Source organism: Streptomyces sp. NPDC056486 (assembly GCF_042795295.1).
Taxonomy (GTDB): Bacteria; Actinomycetota; Actinomycetes; order Streptomycetales; family Streptomycetaceae; genus Streptomyces.
Genome location: NZ_JBHTSF010000013.1, coordinates 74,587 through 100,193 on the forward strand (window position 1 = coordinate 74,587; position 25,607 = coordinate 100,193).

18 protein-coding genes are annotated in these 25,607 nt (G+C 70.0%); 9 read left to right on the forward strand and 9 right to left on the reverse strand.

Translation table 11 applies throughout. The features are described 5' to 3' along the window. Window positions 1-89 precede the first annotated feature (89 nt). From ACFQ7F_RS08645 to ACFQ7F_RS08655, 3 genes are all read left to right on the forward strand, one after another. Entirely contained in the window at window positions 90-287 is a 198-nt protein-coding gene (locus ACFQ7F_RS08645) for a MarR family transcriptional regulator (RefSeq protein ID WP_383268128.1), read from the forward strand. A 172-nt stretch (window positions 288-459) separates the two neighbouring features. Then, on the forward strand, window positions 460-780 hold the full coding sequence (locus ACFQ7F_RS08650; RefSeq protein ID WP_383268130.1) for a heavy-metal-associated domain-containing protein: 321 nt from the start codon (window positions 460-462) through the stop codon (window positions 778-780). Between the two features lie 99 nt (window positions 781-879). After that, a complete protein-coding gene (locus ACFQ7F_RS08655) occupies window positions 880-3,132 on the forward strand; it encodes a heavy metal translocating P-type ATPase (protein ID WP_383268133.1) in 2,253 nt (750 codons plus the stop codon). A 510-nt stretch (window positions 3,133-3,642) separates the two neighbouring features. Here the strand turns inward: ACFQ7F_RS08655 and ACFQ7F_RS08660 are convergent. The 5 genes from ACFQ7F_RS08660 to ACFQ7F_RS08680 all read right to left on the reverse strand — a co-directional run bounded on the left by ACFQ7F_RS08660 (window position 3,643) and on the right by ACFQ7F_RS08680 (window position 11,243). Further along, window positions 3,643-4,935: a citrate synthase gene (locus tag ACFQ7F_RS08660; protein WP_363211302.1), complete on the reverse strand. Its 1,293-nt coding sequence runs from the start codon at window positions 4,933-4,935 to the stop codon at window positions 3,643-3,645. A gap of 182 nt (window positions 4,936-5,117) precedes the next feature. Beyond that, window positions 5,118-7,484 carry an ATP-dependent RecD-like DNA helicase gene (locus ACFQ7F_RS08665; protein ID WP_383268136.1) on the reverse strand — a complete coding sequence of 789 codons (2,367 nt, stop codon included), beginning with the start codon at window positions 7,482-7,484 and terminating at the stop codon, window positions 5,118-5,120. Between the two features lie 602 nt (window positions 7,485-8,086). Next, a complete protein-coding gene (locus ACFQ7F_RS08670; RefSeq protein ID WP_383268138.1) occupies window positions 8,087-8,920 on the reverse strand; it encodes a sugar phosphate isomerase/epimerase family protein in 834 nt (277 codons plus the stop codon). Further along, on the reverse strand, window positions 8,917-10,080 hold the full coding sequence (locus ACFQ7F_RS08675) for a dihydrodipicolinate synthase family protein (RefSeq protein ID WP_383268140.1): 1,164 nt from the start codon (window positions 10,078-10,080) through the stop codon (window positions 8,917-8,919). Before ACFQ7F_RS08675 ends, ACFQ7F_RS08670 begins: the two co-directional genes overlap by 4 nt. After that, window positions 10,077-11,243, reverse strand: coding sequence for a Gfo/Idh/MocA family protein (locus ACFQ7F_RS08680; protein WP_383268142.1), 1,167 nt, complete (start codon window positions 11,241-11,243; stop codon window positions 10,077-10,079). The genes ACFQ7F_RS08675 and ACFQ7F_RS08680 overlap by 4 nt, the downstream gene beginning before the upstream one ends. 121 nt (window positions 11,244-11,364) lie before the next feature. On the opposite strand from ACFQ7F_RS08680, the gene ACFQ7F_RS08685 reads away from it, so the two are divergent. From ACFQ7F_RS08685 to ACFQ7F_RS08710, 6 genes are all read left to right on the forward strand, one after another. Continuing rightward, the gene (locus ACFQ7F_RS08685) at window positions 11,365-12,429 is read left to right on the forward strand and encodes a LacI family DNA-binding transcriptional regulator (protein WP_383268144.1); all 1,065 of its coding nucleotides are present in this window, start codon (window positions 11,365-11,367) and stop codon (window positions 12,427-12,429) included. Between the two features lie 153 nt (window positions 12,430-12,582). Continuing rightward, on the forward strand, window positions 12,583-13,545 hold the full coding sequence (locus tag ACFQ7F_RS08690) for a GNAT family N-acetyltransferase (protein ID WP_383268147.1): 963 nt from the start codon (window positions 12,583-12,585) through the stop codon (window positions 13,543-13,545). 10 nt (window positions 13,546-13,555) lie between these two features. Beyond that, window positions 13,556-14,359 (forward strand): sugar phosphate isomerase/epimerase family protein, encoded by an 804-nt coding sequence (locus ACFQ7F_RS08695; RefSeq protein WP_383268149.1) that lies wholly within the window; start codon window positions 13,556-13,558, stop codon window positions 14,357-14,359. 106 nt (window positions 14,360-14,465) lie between these two features. Continuing rightward, window positions 14,466-15,446 (forward strand): LysR family transcriptional regulator, encoded by a 981-nt coding sequence (locus tag ACFQ7F_RS08700; RefSeq protein ID WP_383268152.1) that lies wholly within the window; start codon window positions 14,466-14,468, stop codon window positions 15,444-15,446. A gap of 351 nt (window positions 15,447-15,797) precedes the next feature. Further along, window positions 15,798-17,636: a glycoside hydrolase family 3 protein gene (locus tag ACFQ7F_RS08705; RefSeq protein WP_383268154.1), complete on the forward strand. Its 1,839-nt coding sequence runs from the start codon at window positions 15,798-15,800 to the stop codon at window positions 17,634-17,636. 113 nt (window positions 17,637-17,749) lie between these two features. Further along, window positions 17,750-18,400 carry a hypothetical protein gene (locus ACFQ7F_RS08710; RefSeq protein ID WP_383268157.1) on the forward strand — a complete coding sequence of 217 codons (651 nt, stop codon included), beginning with the start codon at window positions 17,750-17,752 and terminating at the stop codon, window positions 18,398-18,400. A gap of 117 nt (window positions 18,401-18,517) precedes the next feature. Here ACFQ7F_RS08710 and ACFQ7F_RS08715 read toward each other — a convergent pair whose 3' ends face one another. The 4 genes from ACFQ7F_RS08715 to ACFQ7F_RS08730 form a co-directional block, all read right to left on the reverse strand. After that, window positions 18,518-19,960 carry a S28 family serine protease gene (locus ACFQ7F_RS08715; RefSeq protein WP_383268159.1) on the reverse strand — a complete coding sequence of 481 codons (1,443 nt, stop codon included), beginning with the start codon at window positions 19,958-19,960 and terminating at the stop codon, window positions 18,518-18,520. 135 nt (window positions 19,961-20,095) lie between these two features. Next, complete coding sequence (locus ACFQ7F_RS08720; RefSeq protein WP_383268162.1) at window positions 20,096-20,491, reverse strand: hypothetical protein; 396 nt, start codon at window positions 20,489-20,491, stop codon at window positions 20,096-20,098. A 138-nt stretch (window positions 20,492-20,629) separates the two neighbouring features. Beyond that, window positions 20,630-24,379: an ABC transporter ATP-binding protein gene (locus ACFQ7F_RS08725; protein ID WP_383268165.1), complete on the reverse strand. Its 3,750-nt coding sequence runs from the start codon at window positions 24,377-24,379 to the stop codon at window positions 20,630-20,632. 120 nt (window positions 24,380-24,499) lie between these two features. Further along, window positions 24,500-25,450 carry a serine hydrolase gene (locus ACFQ7F_RS08730; RefSeq protein WP_383268168.1) on the reverse strand — a complete coding sequence of 317 codons (951 nt, stop codon included), beginning with the start codon at window positions 25,448-25,450 and terminating at the stop codon, window positions 24,500-24,502. Between the last annotated feature and the right edge of the window lie 157 nt (window positions 25,451-25,607).

The window sequence follows — 25,607 nt, forward strand, 5'->3', positions numbered from 1 at the left end:
CAGGCTGAGTGATCGCCAGCGTCGCACCGCAGCTCCCCCGACGGCTCCCCCCGAGCCGCCCCTGCGGCGCCCGCAGGGAGGTGCCACAGATGACCGACCGAAGGCTCTGGTCGTACAAAGAGATCGCCGCACACATCCGCGTGCAGCCGGACACCGTGCGCTCCTACCGCAAGCACGGCCTGCTCCCCGACCCCGATCACGTGGAGTCCGGAAAGCCCTACTGGTACGCGGACACCGTCCGCGCCTGGGTGGCCGCGAGGCCGCGCAACCGCGGGCGCAGAGACTGACCGCCCCGACGGGCCACCACCCTCGGTCTCCTCACCCGCCTCCCGTTGAGGTGTACCCCCTAGGGGTATAGTGTGGTGAGTGTCAGGGGGTCTCCGGGAACACCGGGACCACTCCTGCACATTACGACGCATACGTACGCACACACGCCGCACCCTCATCGAGGAGAACGACATGAGCGCCCAGACCGAGCTCCCGCAGGCCGAGACCTCCGGCTCCTGCTGCTCCCCCAGCGGTTCCTGCCACTCCGACGGCGCCGCCGGGACGCCGCAGGGTGCCGTGACGACCGTGTACGAGGTGACGGGCATGACCTGTGGTCACTGCGAGGGTGCTGTCTCCAGTGAGATCTCGGAGATCGCAGGCGTCAGCTCCGTCAAGGCGGTGGCCGCCACCGGCCAGGTGACCGTGGTCTCCGAGGCCCCGCTCGACGAGGCCGCGGTCCGCGCCGCGGTCGACGAGGCGGGCTACGAACTCGTCGGTGTCAGCAAGGTCTGACCCACCCCCTGCCGGGTACCCCGGGCCCTGTGACACCGTCACAGGGCCCGCAGCCGTCCCACCCCCGTCCCATCCCCGCCCCAGACGTACGAGAGAGCCATGAACGAAGTCGAACTCGCCGTCGGCGGGATGACCTGCGCCTCCTGCTCCGCCCGCATCGAGAAGAAGCTGAACCGGGTGGAGGGCGTGACCGCGTCGGTCAACCTCGCCACGGAGAAGGCGAAAGTCTCGTACGCCCAAGGGGTCGAGGTCGCATCGCTGATCGCGACAGTCGAGAAGCTGGGCTACAGCGCGCAGGAGATCGTCCCCGCTGCCCCGGAGCCGGAAGCGGCGGAGCCGGGAGAGCCGGCCACGACCGCCGACATCACCGAGCCCGACACCCTGCGCCAACGCCTCATCGGCTCGGCGGTGCTCTCGCTGCCCGTGGTCCTGCTCGCGATGATCCCCTGGCTGCAGTTCGACAACTGGCAGTGGCTCTCGCTGACCCTGGCCGCGCCCGTCGTCGTATGGGGCGGATACCCCTTCCACAAGGCCGCGTTCACGAACCTGCGGCACGGCGCGGCGACCATGGACACGCTGGTGTCGGTGGGCACGCTCGCCGCGTTCGGCTGGTCGCTGTGGGCGCTCTTCCTCGGGGACGCGGGGATGCCGGGGATGCGGCACGGTTTCGAGTTCACGGTGTCGCGCAGCGATGCCGCATCGACGATCTATCTCGAAGTCGCCGCCGGTGTCATCACGTTCATCCTGCTCGGGCGCTGGCTTGAGGCCCGCTCGAAGCGGAAGGCGGGCGCGGCCCTGCGCGCGCTGCTCGAACTGGGCGCCAAGGACGCCGCCGTACTGCGGGACGGCTCGGAGGTCCGTGTTCCGGTCGCGCGTCTCGTGGTCGGCGACCGTTTCGTCGTCCGGCCGGGAGAGGCCGTCGCGACCGACGGCACCGTCGTCGAAGGCGTCTCCGCGGTCGACGCGTCGATGCTGACCGGCGAGTCCGTACCGGTGGACGTGACCGTGGGCGACGCGGTCACGGGGGCGACCACGAACATCTCGGGGCTGCTCATCGCCGAGGCCACGCGGGTCGGCTCGGACACCCAACTGGCCAGGATGGCCAAGCTCGTCGAGGACGCGCAGACCGGCAAGGCGCAGGTGCAGCGCCTTGCCGACCGGATCGCCGGGATCTTCGTGCCGGTGGTTCTGCTGATCGCCACCGCCACGCTCGGCGCCTGGCTGGGCGTCACCGGCGATGTGACCGCAGCCTTCACGGCGGCCGTCGCCGTCCTGATCATCGCCTGCCCGTGCGCACTGGGCCTGGCGACGCCGACCGCCCTGATGGTCGGCACGGGGCGCGGTGCGCAGCTCGGCATCCTCATCAAGGGCCCCGAAGTCCTGGAGTCCACACGCCGGGTGGACACCGTCGTCCTGGACAAGACAGGGACGGTGACGACGGGGCGCATGACGCTGCGGGACGTGTACGCCGCCGGGGAGACCGAGGAGAAGCAGCTGTTGCGGCTCTCAGGGGCCCTGGAGCACGCCTCCGAGCACCCTGTGGCGCGGGCGGTCGCGGCGGGCGCCGCCGCCGAGTTGGGGCTCCCTGTGGGCGCCCTGCCCGCCGTGGAGGGGTTCGAGAACGTCGCGGGGTCCGGCGTGCGCGGCACGGTGGAAGGGCATGTGGTGCTCGTGGGCCGTGAGCGGCTGCTCGCGGACGCGGGAGTCGAGGGGCTCACTTCGGTGGCGGCCCTCAGGGCGGAGGCCGAGGCGGCGGGACGTACGGCCGTCCTGGTCGCCTGGGACGGCGTGGCACGCGGCGTCCTCGCCGTCGCGGACACGGTCAAGGACACCAGCGCCGAAGCGGTACGGGAATTGCGCGCCCTGGGTCTGACGCCGGTGCTGCTCACCGGGGACAACCGGGCCGTCGCCCAGTCGGTGGCCAAGGCCGTCGGCATCGACGCGGACGCCGTGTACGCCGAGGTCCTGCCCGAGGAGAAGGTCGATGTCGTACGACGGCTGCGGGGCGAGGGCAAGGTCGTCGCGATGGTCGGGGACGGGGTGAACGACGCCGCCGCGCTCGCCACCGCCGATCTGGGTCTCGCGATGGGCACGGGCACGGACGCGGCCATCGAGGCGAGCGATCTGACGTTGGTGCGCGGGGACTTGCGCGGAGCCGCCGACGCGATCAGGCTCTCCCGTAAGACCCTCGCCACGATCAAGGGCAATCTCTTCTGGGCCTTCGGCTACAACGTCGCCGCGCTGCCGTTGGCGGCGGCCGGACTGCTGAATCCGATGATCGCTGGGGCCGCGATGGCGTTCTCTTCGGTCTTCGTCGTGACCAACAGCCTTCGTCTCAGAGCGTTTACATAGTCCCTTCACATACCGGTTGCAGTATTCTCACTCATGAGTCCCGATCGGCATATCGGGCCGCTTGCGCATGTACAGGACATATGCAAGAGACGCAGATCACAGGCGAACGAACGTAACCATTCAGGGGGTTCGCGAGTCTAAGAGGCGATGCCAGGGACGTCTTGGGGGACGTCTCTAGACATCGGGGACATCTTGGGGGATGTTCCTAGGAATGCGTTGGCCGGGGCACGTGCACCGGGGAGCTTTGAGCGGCCCTCCCGATACGTACGCGTCCCGGCAGATCGCAGCACGAGCAGCACTACAGGCAGTACGAGCAGTACAGGTAGTACCTGCAGTACCTGCAGTACAACTGGCGCGCTGCCACCACAGACGCCCGGCCGGATCCCGTGGGGGGAATCCGCACCGGGAAACAGGAAAGCGCCCCGACCGTCGACCCGTGGGGGGATCGGCGGCGGGGCGCTTTTCGCTTGGTGCGTTCCTGGTCGCGCCTACAGCGTCACGGCGTGCGGGTCAGCGACCCTCGACCGGCACGAAGTCCCGAAGAACCTCGCCGGTGTAAATCTGACGCGGGCGCCCGATGCGGGATCCGGGCTCCTTGATCATCTCGTGCCACTGCGCGATCCAGCCGGGCAGCCGGCCGAGCGCGAACAGCACGGTGAACATCTCGGTCGGGAAGCCCATCGCGCGGTAGATGAGGCCCGTGTAGAAGTCCACGTTGGGGTAGAGCTTGCGCTCGACGAAGTAGTCGTCGGCCAGCGCGTGCTCTTCGAGCTTGAGCGCGATGTCCAGCAGCTCGTCGTCCTTGCCGAGAGCCGAGAGGACGTCGTGCGCCGCCGCCTTGATGATCTTCGCCCGGGGGTCGAAGTTCTTGTAGACGCGGTGCCCGAAGCCCATGAGCTTCACGCCGTCTTCCTTGTTCTTCACCTTGCGGATGAAGTTGTCGACGTCGCCGCCGTCCTGCTTGATGCCCTCGAGCATCTCCAGGACGGACTGGTTGGCGCCACCGTGCAGCGGGCCCCAGAGGGCCGAGATACCGGCGGAGATCGAGGCGAACATGTTCGCCTGCGACGAGCCCACCAGACGCACGGTGGAGGTCGAACAGTTCTGCTCGTGGTCCGCGTGCAGGATCAGGAGCTTGTCGAGCGCGGAGACGACGACCGGGTCGAGGTCGTACTCGGCGGCCGGCACGGAGAAGGTCATGCGCAGGAAGTTCTCGACATAGCCGAGGTCGTTGCGCGGGTAGACGACCGGGTGGCCCACGGACTTCTTGTAGGCGTACGCCGCGATCGTCGGAAGCTTGGCGAGCAGGCGGATCGTCGAGAGGTCGCGCTGCTCCTCGTCGAACGGGTTGTGGCTGTCCTGGTAAAACGTCGACAGCGCGCTGACCACGGACGACAGCATCGCCATCGGGTGGGCGTCGCGCGGGAAGCCGTCGTAGAACCGCTTGACGTCCTCGTGCAGCAGCGTGTGCTGCGTGATGTCGTTCTTGAAACTGGCGAGCTCGTCGACCTTCGGCAGTTCACCGTTGATCAGCAGGTACGCCACCTCGGTGAAGGTGGAGCGCTCGGCCAGCTGCTCGATCGGATAGCCGCGGTACCGCAGGATTCCCTGCTCGCCGTCGAGGTAGGTGATGGCGGATTTATAAGCGGCCGTGTTGCCATAGCCGCTGTCCAGGGTCACCAGACCGGTTTGGGCGCGGAGCTTCCCGATGTCGAAGCCCTTGTCGCCGACGGTTGAGTCGATCACCGGGTAGGTGTACTCGTCGCCATCGCCGTACCGCAGTACTACAGAGTTGTCGCTCACGTCATCCCTCACCGACGTTGTGCCTCTTCTTCGAGGTGCCCTGACTGTCTCTACCATCCCCCATTTGGCCCTGGAGAGTGCACTCGGGGTCGACCATTGGGCCTATTGGCGGCACTGAGTGCCGCCAACCTACTCATCCTGCCCCTCTTCGCCCCGGTTGCGGAAGTGGTGTGTGACCTTTCCTACTCGTTTGATCGATCAAAATTTCGGGAGGCGGATCTGGGGGTGAATCCTGGAGTGACCCCTGGGGTCGATCCTGGGGTGGAACCACGGCCTCCGGCGAGCCGGAAGTCCAGGGCCGTACAGCGTCTGCCCGCGGATACCGTGCGCACCGCTTGTCCCAGAGCCTTGCGCGAACCGACCAGGACGACCAGCTTCTTGGCGCGCGTGACCGCCGTATAGAGCAGGTTCCGTTGCAGCATCATCCACGCCCCCGTCGTCACGGGGATCACCACGGCCGGATACTCGCTGCCCTGGGAGCGGTGGATGGTGACCGCGTACGCATGAGCCAGTTCGTCCAGTTCGTCGAAGTCGTACGGAATCTCCTCGTCCTCGTCCGTCAGGACCGTGAGCCGCTGCTCGTCGGAGTCGAGCGAGGTGACTACTCCGACGGTGCCATTGAAGACGCCGTTCTGCCCCTTCTCGTAGTTGTTGCGGATCTGGGTGACCTTGTCGCCGACGCGGAACACCCGGCCGCCGAAGCGCTTCTCCGGTACGTCCGGCCTGCTCGGGGTGATGGCCTGCTGGAGCAGGCCGTTCAGGTTCCCCGCGCCCGCGGGGCCGCGGTGCATGGGCGCGAGGACCTGGATGTCGCGGCGCGGGTCGAGGCCGAACTTCGCCGGGATGCGGTGCGCGGCCACGTCCACCGTGACCCTCCCCGCGTCCTCGGTCTCGTCCTCCACGAAGAGGAAGAAGTCATTGAGCCCCTGCGTGATGGGAGGAACCCCCGAGTTGATGCGGTGGGCGTTCGTGACGACGCCGGACTGCTTGGCCTGGCGGAAGATGTGGGTGAGCCGGACCGCGGGGATGGGGCTCTGCTCGCTGAGCATGTCGCGCAGGACCTCGCCGGCGCCGACGCTCGGCAGCTGGTCCACGTCTCCGACGAACAGGAGGTGGGCGCCGGGGGCGACGGCTTTCACCAGCTTGTTGGCCAGGAGCAGGTCCAGCATGGATGCCTCGTCGACCACCACGAGGTCGGCGTCGAGCGGCCGGTCCTTGTCGTAGGCGGCGTCTCCGCCCGGCTTCAGTTCGAGGAGGCGGTGGACGGTGGAGGCCTCGGCGCCGGTGAGCTCGGCCAGGCGCTTGGCGGCTCGGCCCGTGGGGGCGGCCAGGACGACCTTGGCCTTCTTGGCGCGGGCCAGCTCCACGATGGACCGGACGGTGAAGGACTTGCCGCAGCCGGGGCCTCCGGTGAGGACGGCGGTCTTCTGCGTCAGCGCGAGCCTGACCGCCTCCTGCTGCTCGGGGGCGAGGTCGGCGCCCGTACGGGTGGCGAGCCAGGAGAGGGCCTTGTCCCAGTCGACGTCCTGGAAGACGGGCATGCGGTCCTCCGGGGTCCGCAGGAGGCGCAGGAGCTGGGCGGAGAGGGAGAGTTCCGCGCGGTGGAAGGGGACCAGGTAGACGGCGGTGACGTCCTCTTCCCCCTCGGGACCGCCTGGTCCGTGGTCGGGGCCGTTGTTAGGGCCGTGGTTGGGCCCCGGGACCCTCTCCCGTACGACCCCTTCGTCTTCCGTGGCGAGCTCCGCGAGGCAGTCGATGACCAGGCCCGTGTCCACCTGGAGTAGCTTCACCGCGTCCGCGATGAGGCGCTCCTCCGGGAGGTAGCAGTTGCCCTGGTCGGTGGACTGGGACAGTGCGTACTGCAGGCCTGCCTTGACCCGTTCCGGGCTGTCGTGCGGGATGCCGACGGACTGGGCGATGCGGTCCGCGGTGAGGAAGCCGATGCCCCAGACGTCGGCGGCGAGGCGGTAGGGCTCGTTCTTCACTATGGAGATGGAGGCGTCCGCGTACTTCTTGTAGATGCGGACGGCGATGGAGGTGGAGACGCCCACGCCCTGAAGGAAGATCATCACTTCCTTGATGGCCTTCTGTTCCTCCCAGGCCGCGGCGATCATCTTGGTGCGTTTGGGGCCGAGGCCGGGGACTTCGACGAGACGCTTGGGTTCCTTCTCGATGATGTCGAGGGTGTCCACGCCGAAGTGGGTGGTGATGCGGTCCGCCATGACGGGGCCGATGCCCTTGATGAGGCCCGAGCCGAGATAGCGGCGGATGCCTTGGATGGTGGCGGGGAGGATGGTCGTGTAGTTCTCCACCGTGAACTGCTTGCCGTACTGCGCGTGGGAGCCCCAGCGGCCCTCCATGCGGAGGGACTCCCCCACTTGCGCGCCAAGCAGAGCGCCGACGACGGTGAGGAGGTCGCCGGCGCCTCGGCCGGTGTCCACGCGGGCGACCGTGTACCCGTTCTCCTCGTTGGCGTAGGTGATCCGCTCCAGGACCCCTTCGACCACCGCTGCGGACGGTGCGGACGCTGCCGCTCCTGTACTCGACATGAGCTGACGCTATCGCTCGCCGCTGACAGCGTGGAAAGCCTGTGGATAACGCTTCGAAGGGGCCCGGTCTTTCGACCGGGCCCCTTCGGGTCTCCCCTCCCCTGTCGGCGCTCCGCGATCCCCCCAGATCCCCCTCCGGAAGCCCCGACGCACAGTACGACCCGCGTCGGGCGGGAAGGGTTGCACGGGCGAGGCCACGAGTTTTCGGAAGTTTTCAGGGTGCCGACGAACTGGGGCGGAAGTAGCGTTTTAGGTATGAGCGACAAATCTGGGGCGTTCGGGGGACTCGGGGGGCTTGCGGCGGGCGGAGTGGCGTCCGGGGTGCTTGCGAAGGTGAGCAGGCCGGTGGCGAAGGCAGTGGCGAAGAGGACGGGGCTGCCGGCGGCCGCTGTGACCCGCGGGATCAACTTGCTGATCCCGGTGGTGCTGACTGTGCTGACGAAGCGTGCGAGGCGGTCCGCCCGAAAGAAGTAGCCCTCCGCGGCGCGGGAAAGGCCCGGTCGCCCACCCGATGCCGCGGAGCAATCGGGCGGGCGGGAGAGGCCTGTTCAGCAAAGGTGATGCCGGGGACGGCCGGGCCGGTGTGGGCCGAGCGGCCAGGCCTAGCAGGCGTGCCGCACGTACTCCCCGGTCGTTTCCGACAGGAGCTCGTGGCCGTCCCTCGACCACAGTTCCTCGTTGAAGAGTTCCACCTCGATGGGGCCCGCGTAGCCCGCCTCCTCCACCAGGGAGCGCCACGACCGCAGGTCGACCGAGCCTTCCCCCAGCTGGCCACGCCCGTTCAGTACGCCCTCGGGCAACGGGGTGATCCAGTCGGCCAGTTGGAAGGCGTGCAGGCGGCCGCTCCGCCCGGCGCGGGCGATCTGCGCGGGCGCCTGGTCGTCCCACCACACGTGGTACGTGTCCACGCAGACCCCGACCTGCGCGGCGGGGAAGAGCTCAGCCAGGTCGAGGGCCTGGGCCAGCGTGGAGACCACGCAGCGGTCCGAGGCGAACATGGGGTGGAGGGGTTCGATGGCCAGGCGGATGCCCCGGGACTCCGCGTACGGGGCGAGTTCCGCCAGCGCGTCCGCGATCCGCGAGCGCGCCCCGTGCAGGTCCTTGCTGCCCGCGGGCAAGCCGCCGGAGACCAGGACCAGCGTGTCCGTGCCGAGGGTCACCGCCTCGTCGATCGCCGCCCTGTTGTCGGCAATGGCCGCCACGCGCGCGTCGGCGTCGATGGCGGTGAGGAACCCTCCCCGGCAGAGCGTGGTGACCGTCAGGCCCGCGTCGCGCATGAGCTTGGCGGTCGCCTCCAGGCCGTATGCCTGAACCGGCTCGCGCCAGAGGCCAACCCCGGTGACCCCCAAGTCCGTGCACGCGGAGACCAGTTCGGGCAGCGAGAGCTGCTTGACCGTCATCTGGTTGATGGAGAAGCGCGCCAAGGCCTCGCTCATTGCTGGACTCCGTACACGTTGAGCAGGGATTTCATGCGGGACTCGGCGAGGAGCGGGTCCGGGAACAGGCCCAGCTCGTCCGCGAGCTCGTAGGCGTGGGACAGGTGCGGCAGCGAGCGTGCCGACTGGAGGCCGCCCACCATCGTGAAGTGGTTCTGGTGGCCCGCCAGCCAGGCCAGGAACACCACGCCCGTCTTGTAGAAGCGCGTGGGGGGTTGGAAGAGGTGGCGGGACAGGGCGACCGTGGGGTCCAGGCAGGCGCGGAAGGCTTCTCTGTCGCCGGTGTCGAGACGGCGTACCGCCTGTGCCGCCAGCGGAGCCAGCGGGTCGAAGATGCCGAGGAGGGCGTGGCTGAAGCCCTGCTCGTCGCCCGCGATCAGCTCGGGGTAGTTGAAGTCGTCGCCCGTGTAGCAGCGGACGCCGTCGGGGAGGCGGCGGCGCAGGGCGATCTCGCGCTTCGGGTCGAGGAGGGAGATCTTGATGCCGTCGACCTTGTCCGGGTGTGCGGCGATGACCTCCAAGAACGTGTCGGTCGCCGCGTCCAGGTCCTCGCTGCCCCAGTAGCCGGTGAGCGCCGGGTCGAACATCGGGCCGAGCCAGTGCAGGATCACCGGCTCGCTCGCCTGGCGGAGCAGGTGGCCGTACGTCTCCAGGTAGTCGTCCGGTGACTTCGCCGTCGCGGCCAGCGCCCGGGACGCCATCAGGATCACCTGCGCGCCGCTCGATTCGACCAGGGTGAGTTGTTCCTCGTATGCGGAGCGGACCGTCAGCAGGTCGGGGGCAGCAGCGGTCAGCTGGTCCGTTCCCGCGCCGCAGGCGATCGCGCCGCCCACCGACTTCGCCTCCGCCGCGGAACGCGTGATCAGCTCCGCCGCGCCCTTCCAGTCAAGGCCCATGCCACGTTGCGCCGTGTCCATCGCCTCGGCCACGCCCAGGCCCTGCGCCCACAGGTGGCGGCGGAAGGCGAGGGTCGCGTCCCAGTCGACGGCCGCCGGGGAGTCCGGGGAGACGTCGGCGTAGGGGTCCGCGACCACGTGTGCCGCGGAGAACACCGTGCGGGAGGTAAGGGGGGAGCCGCCCCCGGACACCACCTGTGAGGGGGCCTCGCGGGGCTCGTACGGGCGCGTGGTGCCGTCCGCGCGCGGGAGCAGGAGCGTCACTGTGCGATCTCCGGCACCTCGATGCGGCGGCCCTCCGCGGAGGACTTCAGGCCCAGTTCCGCGAGCTGCACGCCGCGCGCGCCCGCGTGCAGGTCCCAGCGGTAGGGCGCGTCCGCGTACACGTGCTTCAGGAACAGTTCCCACTGCGCCTTGAAGCCGTTGTCGAACTCCTGGTTGTCGGGGACCTCCTGCCACTGGTCCCGGAAGGAGTGGGTGACGGGCAGGTCCGGGTTCCAGACCGGCTTGGGGGTCGTACCGCGGTGCTGTACGCGGCAGTTGCGCAGGCCCGCGACCGCCGAGCCCTCCGTGCCGTCCACCTGGAACTCGACGAGCTCGTCGCGGTTCACGCGGACCGTCCAGGAGGAGTTGATCTGCGCGATCGCGCCGCCATCGAGTTCGAAGATGCCGTACGCGGCGTCGTCCGCCGTCGCGTCGTAGGGCTTGTCCTGCTCGTCCCAGCGCTGCGGTACGTGGGTCGCGGCAAGCGCCTGGACACTGCGTACGCGGCCGAACAGCTCGTGCAGGACGTACTCCCAGTGCGGGAACATGTCGACCACGATGCCGCCGCCGTCCTCCGAGCGGTAGTTCCAGGAGGGGCGCTGGGCGCTCTGCCAGTCGCCCTCGAAGACCCAGTAGCCGAACTCGCCCCGGATGGACAGGATCTTGCCGAAGAAGCCGCCGTCGATCAGGCGCTTCAGCTTGAGCAGTCCCGGCAGAAAGAGCTTGTCCTGGACCACGCCGTGCTTGATGCCGGCCGCCTGGGCGAGGCGGGCCAGTTCCAGAGCTCCGGCGAGGCCCGTCGCGGACGGCTTCTCCGTGTAGATGTGCTTGCCCGCCGCGATGGCCCCCTTGATGGCCTCTTCGCGCGCGGACGTGACCTGCGCGTCGAAGTAGATGTCGATGGTGGGGTCGGCGAGTACCGCGTCCAGGTCCGTCGAGACGCTCGATCCGACGTCAAGTCCGTGGCGCTCCGCGATCTCCCGCAGTGCGTGCTCTCTGCGGCCCACCAGGACCGGCTCGGGCCACAGCACCGTGCCCTCGGCGTCGCCCAGGGCCAGTCCGCCCTGCTCGCGCAGGGCGAGCAGGGAGCGGACGAGGTGCTGGCGGTAGCCCATCCGTCCCGTCACACCGTTCATGGCGATGCGCACCGTCTTGCGAGTCACAGGGGTCCCTCCGTACGCAGGTAAGCGTATAGCAAGCGCTTTCTATCCAAGAAGAAGCTAGCCTGCCGCACAAGGTTCGGACAAGGGCTTCGGACCAGAGCCGTGACCGGAGGACGACGAGATGACCGTGACCCTGGCGGACGTGGCGGCCCGAGCCCAGGTCTCCCCCGCTACCGTCTCCCGCGTACTGAACGGCAACTACCCCGTGGCCGCGGCCACCCGGGAGCGTGTCCTTCGCGCCGTGGACGATCTCGACTATGTGCTCAACGGGCCCGCGAGCTCGCTCGCCGCGGCCACATCCGACCTGGTCGGCATCCTCGTGAACGACATCGCCGACCCCTTCTTCGGGATCATGGCGGGCGCCGTCCAGTCCGAGATCGGCGGTCCCGGCGGGCGCGCCGGAGGTGAGCGGATGGCCGTGGTCTGCAACACGGGGGGCTCCCCGGAGCGTGAGCTGACCTATCTGACCCTGCTCCAGCGCCAGCGCGCCGCCGCGGTCATCCTGACCGGCGGTGCCCTGGAGGACCCCGCCCACGCCGCCGCGATGTCCGCGAAGCTGGCCCGCCTCGCGGACGCGGGCACCCGGATCGTGCTCTGCGGGCGGCCACCGCTGGAGGACTCGGACGCGGTGGCGGCCACGCTCACCTTCGACAACCGCAGCGGCGGGCGGCGGCTCACGGAGCATCTGCTGACGCTGGGGCACCGCAGGATCGGGTACGTGGCGGGCCCGCTGGAGCGGACGACCACCCGGCACCGCCTTGAGGGCCACCGCGACGCGCTCGCGGCGTCCGACGCGGGGAACGGCAAGAGCGCCGCCCAGGACGAGTTGACCGTCCACGGCCCCTACACCCGCCGCTCCGGCTACGAGGCCACCCTGGAACTCCTGCGCCGCACACCGGACTTGACCGCCATCGTGGCCGCCAACGACACGGTTGCCCTCGGCGCGTCCGCCGCCCTGCGCGACCGCGGCCTGCGCATCCCGCAGGACATCTCGGTGGCAGGCTTCGACGACCTACCCTTCTCGGTGGACGCCGTCCCCGCCCTGACGACCGTACGACTGCCGCTGTACGAGGCGGGCGCCCGCGCGGGCCGCCTCGCCACGGGCGTGGAGGAGGCGCCGCCCGGGGGTGTGGCGACGATCGCGGCGGAGCTGATGGTGCGGGGGTCGACGGCGCCGCCACGCTGAACCGCGCCGAGATCCGGCTCCCGGGGGGTGGTCGCCGCATCACGCACGCATCACACATCATGCTCCGGAAAGGCGTAGCGGTCGCGGGCGGCTCGGCGTACCGTTGACTCAGTCAAGGGTAATTCGCCTCGATGCCCCCTGGAGTGATCCGTGATGCCGCATGCCTCCGACGCGCCCGTCCAAGAGATCCGCGCCTTCAACCGCTTCTACACGAACCTCATCGGCGCCCTCGACTACAGCCGCCAGCTCTACGTCCCGTACACCCTGACCGAAGCCCGCGTCCTGTACGAGCTCAATCACGCACGCCACCTCGACGCCGCCGATCTGCGCGGCGAACTGTCCTTGGACGCGGGGTACTTGAGCCGTCTGCTCGGCAAGCTGGAGAAGGCCGGGATCGTCGAGCGCGAGCCCTCCGCGCGCGACCCGCGACGCCAGCGCATCACGCTCACCGCACGGGGGCGCGAGACCGCCGCCCTCCTTGACGAGCGGTCGAGCGAAGCCGTCGGTTCGCTGCTCTCGGACGTCCCGGCCGCCGAGCGGCCACGCCTCGCGACCGCGATGCGTACCGTGCGGGAGATCCTGAGCGGCGGCGAGGGGAAGGGCGGGGGTGGGGCGGCGGTCGCGCGTCCTGTTCTCCGTGAGCCCGGCCCCGGCGATCTGGGGTGGGTCGTGGAGCGCAACGCCGCCCTGTACGCCGCCGAGTACGGGTTCAACATCGACTACGAAGGCCTGGTCGCCCGGATCGTCGCCGACTTCGCGGAGGACCATGACCCCCACCTGGAGCGGGTGTGGATCGCCGAGCTCGACGGGCGGCGCGTGGGGTGCGTGATGTGCGTGCGCGACGACGCGCCGGGGACCGCCCGGCTTCGGCTGCTGCTCGTCGAGCCGGACGCGCGGGGGCATGGAATCGGGGCTCAACTCGTGGGTGCGTGCGTCGAGTTCGCCCGTAGTGTCGGTTATCGCGAGATGGTCCTGTGGACCAATGACATCCTCGGCTCCGCCCGCGCCATCTACCAACGGCACGGCTTCGTCCTCGTCGACGAGAAGCCGCACCGCTCCTTCGGTGTCGACCTGATGGGGCAGGACTGGCAACTGCATCTCGGGGACACCCCCTAGGGTCGGCGTCATGAAACTCGCCTTCTCCACCCTCGGCGTGCCCGGGCTCCCCATCGCCGACGTGCTGAACCTGGCCACCACCCACGGCTACCACGGCATCGAGCTGCGCGCGCATCCCGAGGAGCCGGTCCACCCGGGGATCGGCCTGACCGAGCGGGCGGATGTGGCCGCCCAGTTCAAGTCCGCGGGCATCGAGATCCTCGGAATCTCCGGGTACGCGCGGGTGGCGGCGCCCGGCGACGACGGGCCCGTCCTCGAAGACATACGTTCCCTGCTCACCCTCGCCCGTGACCTCGGCGCCCCCTTCATCCGCGTCTTTCCCGGCGGCGGCACCGAGCAGAGCCCCGAGGAGGCCGACGCGACGGCGGCCCGTCGGCTCGGCACCGCGGCCGAGTACGCCGCTGACTTCGGCGTACGCATCCTCCTGGAGACCCACGACTCGCACCGCACGGGCGCGGCGGCGACCCGTGTGCTCGGCACGGTCGGCCACCGTCACGTGGGCGCCCTGTGGGACGTGATGCACACCTGGCTCGGCGGCGAGTCCCCCACCGACAGCCACGCCGCGCTCTCCCCGTACCTCGGCTACGTACAGGTGAAGGACATCGCGTCCGCCGACGACACGACGCCACTGGCTCTCGGCGAGGGGGTTCTGCCGCTCGCCGAGTGCGTGGACGCGCTGCTCGGCGGGGAGCAGCGGGACGGCTGGCTGTGCTGGGAGTACGAGAAGCGGTGGTACGAGGGTGCTGCGCCGCTGCCCGAACTTCTCGGCCCGGGTCGGGATTTCCTGTCGCGGCTCCTGAACCGGCCTGCCTGACACCGGCCGCAACCATGTAGGACCAGCGCGGATATCCGCATGATGGGATGAAGCAACGCTGACGAATCAGGCGACGCCGACGGGTATCGCCCTGGAGGGGGCTCCCGTGCTCGATCTCGCCCGGCTGCGCGCCCTGCACGCCGTCTCCGTGCACGGCACCGTCGGCGCCGCGGCCACCGCGCTCGGCTACACCCCGTCCGCCGTCTCCCAGCAGATCGCCAAGCTGGAGCGCGAGACCCGCACCACCCTCCTCGAACGGCGGGGCAGGGGCGTCGCGCTCACCGAGGAAGCACGTCATCTCGTGTCCACCGCGCAGGAGTTGATGGCGATAGTGGAGCGCGCGGAGACCGAGCTCGAAGAGCGGCGCGGGCTGCCCGCAGGGCGTCTGACCATCGCCGCGTTCGCCTCGGCGGCGCGCGGTCTGCTGCCCGGTGTCCTCGCGGATCTCGCCCGGCGGCATCCAGCCCTCGACGCCCGGATGTCGGAGGTCGACCCGCATCTCTCCATCGACCTGGTGGCCAAGGGCGCGGTGGACATGGCCGTCGTGCACGACTGGGACATCGCCCCGCTGCCGACGCCACCCGGCGTCGAACAGGCCGTCATCGGCGACGACATGTGCGACCTCGTCGTGCCCGTCGGCCACCGGCTCGCGGGGCGCGATTCCGTGCGCCGCGAGGAGCTGAAGGGCGAGCGGTGGATCACCCAGCCGCCGGGGCTCGTCTGCCACGAGTGGCTGGTGCGCACGTTGCGCGAGGCGGGCTGCGAGCCGGACATCGCCCACACCGCGGAGGAGAACCCCACCCTGGTCGCCCTTGCCGCGGCGGGGCTCGGCATCGCCCTGATCCCCCGCCTCGGCCGCGGCCCGGTTCCGGACGGCGCGGTCACCGTGCGGCTCGATCCGCTGCCGGTGCGGCGGCTGTACGCACTGTGGCGGGCCGGGGCGTCGCGGCGCCCCGCGATCGCCGAGACGGTACGGACACTGCAGGGTCACTGGCACGGGGCGGTGCCCGAGACCACGGTCGCGGCGCCCGAGTCCACGGTCGCGGGCCCTGCGAGCACGGAAATTGCCGAAATGGCCGCCTCCTGAATCTCAGGATTCCCCTGCGCACCACTTTCCGGAAATCGCCCTCAGCGGGGAACCCCCGCGCGGACGCCTCCGTCCAAATGACGTGCTGTCGGGTGAGTCTCCGCGAGGCGGTGTCGGCATCGCTGCTGGCTGCGAACGCTGACCACCCTCTCTGCCGCCCGTGGCCGGCAGCATGCCGTCACCGGTGCGCCCCCCTCCAACAGCACCGGTGACGGCCCCTCCCCTCCACAGTGGCTGCCGACTGTCTTGACCGGCAGAAATCTTCGGGATATCCGTGGCACTCGGAAAGTTTCCTTCAGCCGGTTTCCCCAGTCCGGCTCCGGTCCGGCTTCCGTCTCCGAAGGAGCGCACATGTCCCACCGAAACGCCTCCAGACGTACTCTCCTCACCGCCACGGCCGTCGCGGCGACGGCCCTTGCCGCGCCCTCCGCCGCCCATGCGGCGGGCAGCGGTGACCGCGGCCGCGACCGGAAGCTGCGGGAGATCATCTCCCGCATGAGTCTGGAGGAGAAGGTCGGCCAGCTCTTCGTGATGCATGTGTACGGCCACTCCGCCACCGAGCCCGACCAGGCGGACATCGACGCCAACCTCTCTGAGCTGGGTGTACGCACCGCCGCGGAGGCGGTCGCCAAGTACCACCTCGGCGGCATCATCTACTTCGGCTGGGCCCACAACACCCGCGCCCCGCACCAGATCGCCGACCTCTCGAACGGCATCCAGCGCGCGGCCCTCACCCCGGAGCACCCGGAGCAGTCCCCCACCTCCCGCGTCCCGCTGCTCATCTCCACCGACCAGGAGCACGGCGCCGTGGCCCGCGTGGGCATCCCCGCCACGCTCCTGCCCGGCGCGATGGCCCTGGGCGCCGCGGGCTCGCACTCCACCGCGCGCAAGGCGGCCCGGATCGCGGGCGCCGAGCTCCGCGCGCTCGGCATCCGGCAGAACTACGCCCCGGTCGCCGACGTGAACGTCAATCCCGCCAACCCCGTCATCGGCGTACGCTCCTTCGGCTCGGACCCCGAAGCGGTCGCCGGTCTGGTCGCCGCCCAGGTCAAGGGCTACCAGGGCGCGGACATCGCGTCGACGTCCAAGCACTTCCCCGGGCACGGCGACACCAAGGACGACAGCCACTCCCAGCTGCCGTACATCCACCACACCCGTGAGCAGTGGGAGACCCTGGACGCCCCGCCGTTCCGGGCGGCGGTGGATGCGGGCATCGACTCGATCATGACCGCGCACATCGTGGTCCCGGCCCTCGACCCGGCCGAGGACCCGGCGACGCTCTCGCACCCCATCCTCACCGGCATCCTGCGCGAGGAACTCGGCTACGACGGGGTCGTGGTGACGGACTCGCTCGGCATGCAGGGCGTCCGCACGAAGTACGGCGACGACCGCGTACCGGTGCTCGCCCTGAAGGCGGGCGTCGACCAGCTCCTGAACCCGCCGAAGCCGGAGATCGCCTGGAACGCGGTGCTCCAGGCGGTACGGGACGGCGAGTTGACGGAGGCGCGGCTCGACGTGTCGCTGCTGCGGATCCTGCGCCTCAAATCAAAACTGGACCTGTTCTCCGACCCGTACGTCACCTCGCGCGGCGTCGACCGGGCGGTCGGTACGCGCGCGCATCTCACCGCGGCCGACCGGATCGCCGACGAGACGACGACGCTGCTGCTCAACGAGGGCGGCCTGCTTCCGCTGTCGCGGCGTACGCAGCGTGACGTACTCGTCGTGGGCGCGGATCCGGCGTCGCCGTCGGGGACCACGGGGCCGCCGACGACCGTCCTCGGGCGCGAGCTGACGGACCTCGGCTTCACACCGACGGTACTGCCGACGGGTACGGCCCCCTCCGCAGCGAAGATCGCCGAGGCGGTGGCGGCTGCCGCGGGCAAGGACGCGGTGCTCGTGGGCACGTACAACGTGGGCGCCGGGAGTGCGCAGATCGCCCTGGTGGAGGCGCTTGTGGCGACCGGAGTCCCGGTCGTCGCCCTCGCGATCCGCAATCCGTACGACGTGGCGCGGGTGCCGTCCGTGGGCGCGTCCCTTGCCGCGTACTGCTGGACGGACGTCGAACTGCGCGCCGCGGCAAGGGTGATCGCGGGGCGCACGGAGCCGCAGGGGCGGCTGCCCGTGCCGGTGCAGCGGGCGGATGATCCGGCGCAGGTGCTGTACCCGGTCGGGTACGGCCTGACGTACTGAGCCGTACGTCTCGCCACCGGCTCACCACCTCCACCTGGCCCAAAGCACCCCACGCACCTGGCGTGCGCCCGCCCACGCGGGTCACGCTGGGTGCACATATCGGGGGGTTTGCCATGCTGCTCACCCTGCTTGGCAGGAACATCGCGGTGGTGGCGGTGCTTGCGGTGTTCGCCGCCGTGACCGGCTGCCAGAAGTCATCGGATCCGGGGTCGGGATCGGAATCGGGGGCATCGGGGCGGCTCGACGACCGGCAGCCGTCCTCGTCGGTGCCGTCCGGGTACGGAGCCGTGTTCCTCGCCGTGGACGAGTGCAGTTCGCGGGGGCGTGAGACCTTCACGGAGGTGCCGTGCACGAGTGAGCGGGCTGCGGCACGGGTCATCGCCCGCTACGACGGCAAGGTCGCGGAGGGCCCGTCATGTCCTGCCCGCACGGACTTCGTGCTCCACATCAGTGAGAACCGGCCCGCGGGGGACGAGGACGGGAACGGGGAGGTGCCGCGGGGGTACGCGTGCATGCGGAACCTTGAGTCGCCGCATCCCGGGGATCCCGGGGGTGGGGGTGGGCCCCGGACCGTCGTCGGGGACTGTGTGTACGGCGCGGGGCGGGGGGAGGTGCGGGAGACCGCCTGCGATGGTTCCGGCGCGAAGGCCCCGGAGTACCGGGTGACGGTGGCGGTCTCGCAGCGGGCCCTGTGTCCTGCTGCTACGCAGCTGTACGTGTCGCTGGGGGGTGGGAAGCCGGTGGGGTGTGCGGTGCGGGTATGAGCGGGATTTTTCCCCAACCCCGCCCCTTCCCGAAAACCCGGCTCCGCCGGGACCGACACGTACCGTCGATCACCGGCTTCGCCGGGTTCGTCCTCAAGCGCCGGACGGGCTGAACACCTACGGGCGCAGAGTCAGCTGCTTCTGCGCGTCCTTGCGGTCGAGCTTCGCGTCGTACGGAGCCAGGGGCTTGGGAGCCGCCGGAGTGGAGACCCCGGCCCAGGCCTGGATCCGTTCCGTGGCCTTGGCCTTCTCCGCGGGGACGAGGCCGGCCACGTTCGCTCCGTGGTTGGCGCCCGGGGCGGTGAAGACGTAGGAGTCGTGCTTGGCGCCCTTGGCGGGGCGGAACGGCTCCGCACCCCACGGGTCGTTCGCGCCGTAGACGTACAGCATCCGCTGCGAGTTGTGCCGCACCCAGCGGTCCACGTCCGCCATGGCGCCCGACTTGAACTTCATCGGGATGTCACGCGGCACGAAGTTGCGCGGCGGCTGGTAGCCGTAGCGGCTCAGGTCGCCGAGCCAGGGCTGGGAGATGTCGGGCGAGCCCAGCTGCGTACCGGCCTGGTAGTAGTACGGCGTGTACGGGGTGAGGCCCTGGTCGGTGTAGGAGGTCCAGCCGCCCACCGCGTCGACGTAGTCGAAGATCACCTGGTCCGATGCGGTCTTGGCGTCGGGGACGTCGGCGCACGCGGACTCCGGCTGGTACTGCCAGAAGCCCCACACCAGGTCGAGGACGACGGCCTCGTACGCCTTGTCCAGGTTCCCGACCGTCTTGAAGGTGTAGTTGCCCGCTGCGGCGAACTCGGCGTACTTCTTCTCCAGCGGCTCCCGGCGCACCAGCGCCTCGCGCTGCACGGCCTCCAGCTTGGCGCGGCACTCCTTGGTGCCGACCGTCTTGAAGAACTCGTCGTAGCGCGAGTCCTCCTTGTTCACCACGTCGTTGGGGGCGACGTACGCGACGACGCCGTCCATGTCACGCGGGTAGAAGCGCTCGTAGTACGTGGCCGTCATGCCGCCCTTCGACGCGCCGGTCGTCAGCCACTTCTTGCCGTAGATGGGCTTGAGCGCCTTGAAGATGCGGTGCTGGTCGCTCGCGGCCTGCCAGATGTCGAGCTTGGACCAGTCGGCGGGCTCGGGCCGTGACGGCGTGAAGTAGCGGTACTCCAAGGAGATCTGGTTGCCGTCGATGATCCGCGTCGGCTCGCTGCGGCTGGGGGTCGTCGAGACTCCGTAACCGCCGGTGAAGAAGACCGTGGGGCGGACGGTGTCCTTGTGCAGGACCGTCAGGCGCTGCTTGAAGGTGCCCTTGGAGGGGTGCCGGTGGTCGACCGGCTGGGTGTAATTGAGGACGAAGTAGCGGTAGCCGGTGTACGGCTTCTCCTCCACCAGGCTCATGCCCGGTATCGCGAGGAGCCGGTCCTTGATGTCCGCGGCCTGTGTGTCGACGGCCTGTGTGTCGATGGCCCTCGGCTCGGCGGCGGTGGCCGCCCCTGCCGTGCTCAGTGTGCCCGCGGTGCCTATCAGCACCACGAGCGACAGCAGCCATCTGAGCGCCTTGCGCATGCACTCTCCCCTGGGTGTTTCGCGATTGCGTCCGCCGGAACTTATCGGAGCAACTCGCTCACGCCTAGGGGCTCTTGCGTCACACTCGGACGCAGTACGCCACAAAGAGGACATCGCCGTCAGTACAGGATCCCGTCAGCACAGGATCCAGCCCGAGCTGGTGCTCCCCCCGCCCACCTTGCCCTTCACCCACACACACCGGTGTCCCGCGTGCACCGTCACCGGGCCCGCGTGATGCGTGTAGCTGCCCTTGTCCCTGGCCGGGCGGTTGCCTCGGGCCTGGACGCTGACCGACATCGTCTTGCGGGCGCCGGGGCGCTTGGCCAGAGTGACGGCGCAGACGTATCCGCGGTTCTTGTAGACGACTACCTTGCCGGTGCTGAAGGAGAGCGTGCGCACCTTGTGCCCGGCGCAACGGCCTGCCGACGCCTGTGCCTGCGCCGCACCGGCGCCCAGGGCACCGAGCAGGACGGCAGCCGCAAGGACGGCCGCGCCGAGCGCGAGGCTCCGCCGTATTCGACCACTGCTCACCAGTTCCCCTCCCGACACTTCCGCATCAGCGTACTGATGTACGGACGCGGACCATGGCGCATCCGGTTGCGCGCCCGCCCCGATTTGTTCGACTGGCCACCTGATTTGTTCGACAGGCCATCCGATGCGTCCGGCCGGCTACGCGGTCGACGGCTCGGCCTCCCCCACGAACGTCCGCCACAGCCTCGCGTAACGCCCGTCGAGCGCGAGCAGCTCCTCGTGCGTGCCGTCCTCCGCGACCCGGCCGTGGTCCATCAGGATCACGCGGTCCGCGCGGGCGGCCGTGGTGAGGCGGTGGGCGACGACCAGCGTGGTGCGCTTGCCCGCGATGCGGTCGGTGGCCTGGTTGACCTGCGCTTCCGTGGCGAGGTCGAGGGCCGCGGTCGCCTCGTCGAGGAGCAGGATGTCCGGGTCGACGAGCTCCGCACGGGCGAGCGCGATCAGCTGGCGCTGGCCTGCGGAGAGGTTGCGGCCACGCTCGGAGACCTCGTGGAGGTAGCCGCCGTCCAGGGTGGCGATCATGTCGTGCGCGCCGACCGCGCGGGCCGCGGCCTCCACGTGGGCGTCGGTGGCGTCGGGCCGCCCATACGCGATCGCGTCGCGCACCGTCCCCGCGAAGAGGTAGGCCTCCTGCGGTACGACACCGAGGCGGTGGCGGTACGAGGTGAGGTCGAGGGAGCGCAGATCGGTGCCGTCGACGGTGACCCGGCCGCCGGTCGGGTCGTAGAACCGGGCGACGAGCTTGACCAGGGTCGACTTGCCCGCGCCGGTCTCGCCGACGAAGGCGACGGTCTGGCCCGCAGGGATGCGAAGGGCCACGTCGCTCAGCGCCTCCTCCGGTTCGGCGGCGGAGCCGTACGCGAAGTCCACGTCCTCGAAGGCGATCTCGCCGCGCAGGGACAGGACGTCGAGGGGCTCGTCCGCGGCCTTGGTCGATGTCGGCTCCTGGAGCAGTTCCTGGATGCGGCCGAGCGAGACGGTGGCCTGCTGGTAGCCGTCGAAGACCTGGGAGAGCTGCTGGACGGGCGCGAAGAACAGGTCGATGTAGAGGAGGTAGGCGACCAGGGCGCCGGTCGTCAGCGTCCCCGCCTCCACGCGTCCCGCGCCGACCATCAGGACCGCGGCCGCGGCGACCGCCGAGAGCAGCTGCACGAACGGGAAGTAGATGGAGATCAGCCACTGCCCGCGGATGCGCGCGCTGCGGTAGTCGGCACTGCCCTTGGCGAACTTCTCGCGGCCCGAGCGCTCGCGCCGGAAGGCCTGCACGATGCGGAGCCCGGCGACGGACTCCTGGAGGTCGGCGTTGACCACCGAGACACGCTCACGCGCCAGTTCGTACGCCTTGACGCTGGAGCGGCGGAAGAAGAACGTGCCGATGATCAGCGGCGGCAGCGTCGCGAAGACGACGAGTGCGAGCTCCAGGTCGATGACGACGAGCGCGACCATGATGCCGAAGAAGGTGACGACGGAGACGAAGGCGGTGACCAGACCCGTCTGCAGGAAGGTGGAGAGCGCGTCCACGTCCGTGGTCATCCGGGTCATGATGCGCCCGGTCAACTCCCGCTCGTAGTAGTCGAGTCCGAGCCGCTGGAGCTGGGCGAAGATCTTCAGGCGGAGGGAGTAGAGCACCCTTTCGCCGGTCCGTCCCGTCATCCGCGTCTCGCCGATCTGCGCCGTCCACTGGACGAGCACGGCGAGCAGGGCGAGCCCGGAGGCCGCCCACACGGCGCCGAGCGCGAGCTGCGAGACGCCCTCGTCGATGCCGTGCCGGATCAGTATGGGGAGCAGCAGACCCATGCCCGCGTCGACGGTGACCAGGAGCAGCGCGAGCAGCAGGGGCTTGCCGAATCCGGCGAGGAGGCGGCGGAGCCCGTACGAATCCTCCGTGGTGACCGCACGCGCCTCGTCGATGCCGGGGGTGTCGGTGGCCGGGGGCAACGCGTCGACCTGCGCGAGGAGTTCGGGCGTCGCGGGCATCCCGGACATCGCGGTGTCCTTGGGTTCGCGGTCGCCGACCCAGAGCTGCGGGGTGATGCCGCGCTCGGCGTCGAACTCGGCGTCGAGCTCATCACGTACGGAGGTGTCCTCGGGGAGTTCGACCGGGACCGTGTGTCCCGGCGAGACGCCGCCGAGCTCGTCGGGGTCGGTCAACAGGCGCCGGTAGAGCGCCGATCCTTCGGTCAGCTCCTCGTGCGTGCCGATCGCGGCGAGCTTTCCGCCGTCGAGCACGGCGATGCGGTCGGCGAGGTTCAGGGTGGAGCGGCGGTGGGCGATGAGGAGGGTCGTGCGCCCTGCCATGACGTCGCGCAGGGCTTCGTGGATCTCGTGCTCGACGCGCGCGTCCACCGCTGAGGTCGCGTCGTCCAGGACGAGAAGGCGGGGGTCGGTGAGGATGGCGCGGGCCAGGGCGACCCGCTGGCGCTGGCCGCCGGAGAGGGTGAGTCCGTGCTCGCCGACGGTGGTGTCGTACCCGTCGGGCAGTTCGGATATGAAGCGGTCGGCCTGAGCGGCGCGGGCCGCGGTCTCGATCTCCCCCTGGGTGGCCTCCGGATGTCCGTACGCGATGTTGGCGCGGATGGTGTCGGAGAAGAGGAAGGAGTCCTCGGGCACGAGGCCGATGGCGGCCCGCAGCGAGTCGGCGGTCAGCTCGCGCACGTCGTGCCCGCCGATGAGGACGGCGCCGTGCGTCACGTCGTAGAAGCGGGGAAGCAGCAGCGAGACGGTGGACTTGCCGCTGCCCGACGTGCCGACGACGGCGAGGGTCTCGCCGGGCCTGATCTCGAAGGAGAGCCCGTCAAGGACGGGGCGGTTGTCCTCGTAGGCGAAGGAGACGTCGTCGAACTCGACCGTGGCCGGAGCGTCGGCGGGCAGCTCCTTGGTGCCGTCCTTCAGCGTCGGCTCGGTGTCGATGAGCTCCATGACGCGCTCGGCGCCCGCGCGGGCCTGCTGGCCGACGGTGAGCACCATGGCGAGCATGCGCACGGGCCCGACGAGCTGGGCGAGGTAGCTGGAGAAGGCGACGAACGTACCGAGCGTGATCTGCCCCCGCACCGCGAGCCAGCCGCCGAGCGCGAGCATCGCGACCTGCCCGAGCGCGGGCACGGCCTGCAGGGCGGGCGTGTACTTGGAGTTCAGGCGGATGGTCCGAAGGCGCCCCGCGAAGAGCTTGCGGCCGACCTCCCTGAGCTTGCCTGTCTCCTGGTCCTCCTGGCCGAACCCCTTCACGACGCGTACGCCGGAGACGGAGCCGTCCACGACTCCGGCGACGGCGGCGGCCTGGGCCTGCGCGTACCAGGTGGAGGGGTGCAGCTTGCTGCGGCTGCGCTTGGCGATGAACCAGAGGGCGGGGGCGACGGCGAGCGCGACGAGGGTGAGCGGCACGGAGAGCCACGCCATGATCACGAGGGACATCACGAAGAGCAGGACGTTGCCGATGGTCATCGGCAGCATGAAGAGCAGACCCTGGATGAGCTGGAGGTCGCTGGTGGCTCGTCCGACGACCTGGCCGGTGGACAGCTCGTCCTGCCGCCGCCCGTCGAGCCTGGTGATCGTCCCGAACATGTCGGTCCGCAGGTCGTGCTGGACGTCGAGGGCGAGGCGGCCGCCGTAGTAGCGGCGGATGTAGGTGAAGACGTAGACGAGGACGGCGGCGCCGATGAGGGCGCCCGCCCAGGGGCCCATCGAGCGCGTCTCGTCCCCGATGACGTCGTCGATGATCACCTTGGTGATGAGCGGGACGAGCGCCATGACGGCCATGCCGCCGAGCGAGGAGCCGAGCGCGAGCAAGACGTCCTTCGGGTGCCGCCACGCGTACCCGATCAGACGTTTCGCCCAGCCGGATTTCTCGCGGGATTCCTCCCGCTCGACCCCACCCCGTTGCTCCACCACGTGCTGCCTCATCCCGTCGACCCGTCGACCCGTCGTCCTGACCTGCCGAGAGGCCCAACGCGGCGGGATGCGGATTTCATCCCGCCGCAACAAAGAGGGGTCTGAGGACCTAGGCCTCGGTCAGCCGGCGGGGACCGCCACGAACGCCTCCCGCGGCGTGTCCGTCGGGGTGTAGCGCGCGGCGGCGGGGGTCGTGGGCGCCAGATCCTTGTGGACGGCCTTGGCGACGCCCTGGATGGTGGCGACGCCGTAGTTCATGGTGCTGTTGCCGTGGGTGAGCACGGAGAGGGTGTAGTCGTGGCCGCCGCCCTTGAACGCGCCGATGCTGTGCACACGCCAGCCGTGGGTCGACCGCTGCAGCCAGCCGTTCTTGACGTGGATCGAGACGCCGGACGGCGCGCCCGCGGGGGTGCCCCAGCGCTGCGAGGGGATCACCTTGCCCATCAGCTTGAGGACGTAGGCGCGGGAGGCGTCGGTCAGGACGGTGTTCTTGCCGGTGACCAGGGCGAGGAGCTTCTGCTCGTCGGTGGCGTTGATCCGGGTGAGGCCCCAGTAGCCGCCGGACCCCGGCACGGTCTTCGTCATCTTGGCGGCCTTGAGGAAGGCCGTCACCTTGGCCGCGCCGAGCTGGCGCCAGAGCGTGCTGGTGGCGTCGTTGTCCGACTTGGTGATCATGGAGGTCGCGAGGCTCTTCTCGCGGGACGTCAGCGCGCGGCCGGTCTTCTGGGCGTCCCAAAGGAGCGTGGAGAGGACGGTCGCCTTGACGACGCTCGCCGAGTCGAACGCGGTGGTCGAGCGTAGGGTGCAGGTGGTGTCCGTGGTGCGGTCGCGGAGGCCGATCGCGACGGTGCCCTTGCGGTTCTTCAGGGCCGCCGTGATGTCCTTCGTCAGCTTGGCGGCCAGGCCGGCCTGCGCGGATGTGCAGGTGACCTTCGGCGCCGCCGCGGCAGCGGCGGCGGGCGTGGCGGTCGCGACCGCGCCGAGCGGCACGAGCACCCCGGCGGCGAGGCCCGCCGAGAGCACGCGGGCACGCCTGGATATCCCGGGTATCCCGGATATCGGGTGAATCATCGGAGTCTTCCCATCCCTTGGGTCCGTACAAGACCCTCGGGGCCCGTACAAGCACGCCCCCCGGCGCACTCGCCCCTCATGACTAACGAAAACACCACGAGGTTGCACACCATCGGATCAGACACCCGACCTGTGACAAGGCGGTTGCAAAAGAAGT

Coding starts and splice junctions, on each gene's coding strand:
- ACFQ7F_RS08650 (WP_383268130.1), top strand. CDS start 460: ATGAGCGCCCAGACCGAGCTCCCGCAGGCCGAGACCTCCGGCTCCTGC.
- ACFQ7F_RS08670 (WP_383268138.1), bottom strand. CDS start 8,920: ATGAGCGAGGCCTTGGCGCGCTTCTCCATCAACCAGATGACGGTCAAG.
- ACFQ7F_RS08705 (WP_383268154.1), top strand. CDS start 15,798: ATGTCCCACCGAAACGCCTCCAGACGTACTCTCCTCACCGCCACGGCC.
- ACFQ7F_RS08685 (WP_383268144.1), top strand. CDS start 11,365: ATGACCGTGACCCTGGCGGACGTGGCGGCCCGAGCCCAGGTCTCCCCC.
- ACFQ7F_RS08645 (WP_383268128.1), top strand. CDS start 90: ATGACCGACCGAAGGCTCTGGTCGTACAAAGAGATCGCCGCACACATC.
- ACFQ7F_RS08710 (WP_383268157.1), top strand. CDS start 17,750: ATGCTGCTCACCCTGCTTGGCAGGAACATCGCGGTGGTGGCGGTGCTT.
- ACFQ7F_RS08655 (WP_383268133.1), top strand. CDS start 880: ATGAACGAAGTCGAACTCGCCGTCGGCGGGATGACCTGCGCCTCCTGC.
- ACFQ7F_RS08715 (WP_383268159.1), bottom strand. CDS start 19,960: ATGCGCAAGGCGCTCAGATGGCTGCTGTCGCTCGTGGTGCTGATAGGC.
- ACFQ7F_RS08695 (WP_383268149.1), top strand. CDS start 13,556: ATGAAACTCGCCTTCTCCACCCTCGGCGTGCCCGGGCTCCCCATCGCC.
- ACFQ7F_RS08730 (WP_383268168.1), bottom strand. CDS start 25,450: ATGATTCACCCGATATCCGGGATACCCGGGATATCCAGGCGTGCCCGC.
- ACFQ7F_RS08665 (WP_383268136.1), bottom strand. CDS start 7,484: ATGTCGAGTACAGGAGCGGCAGCGTCCGCACCGTCCGCAGCGGTGGTC.
- ACFQ7F_RS08690 (WP_383268147.1), top strand. CDS start 12,583: ATGCCGCATGCCTCCGACGCGCCCGTCCAAGAGATCCGCGCCTTCAAC.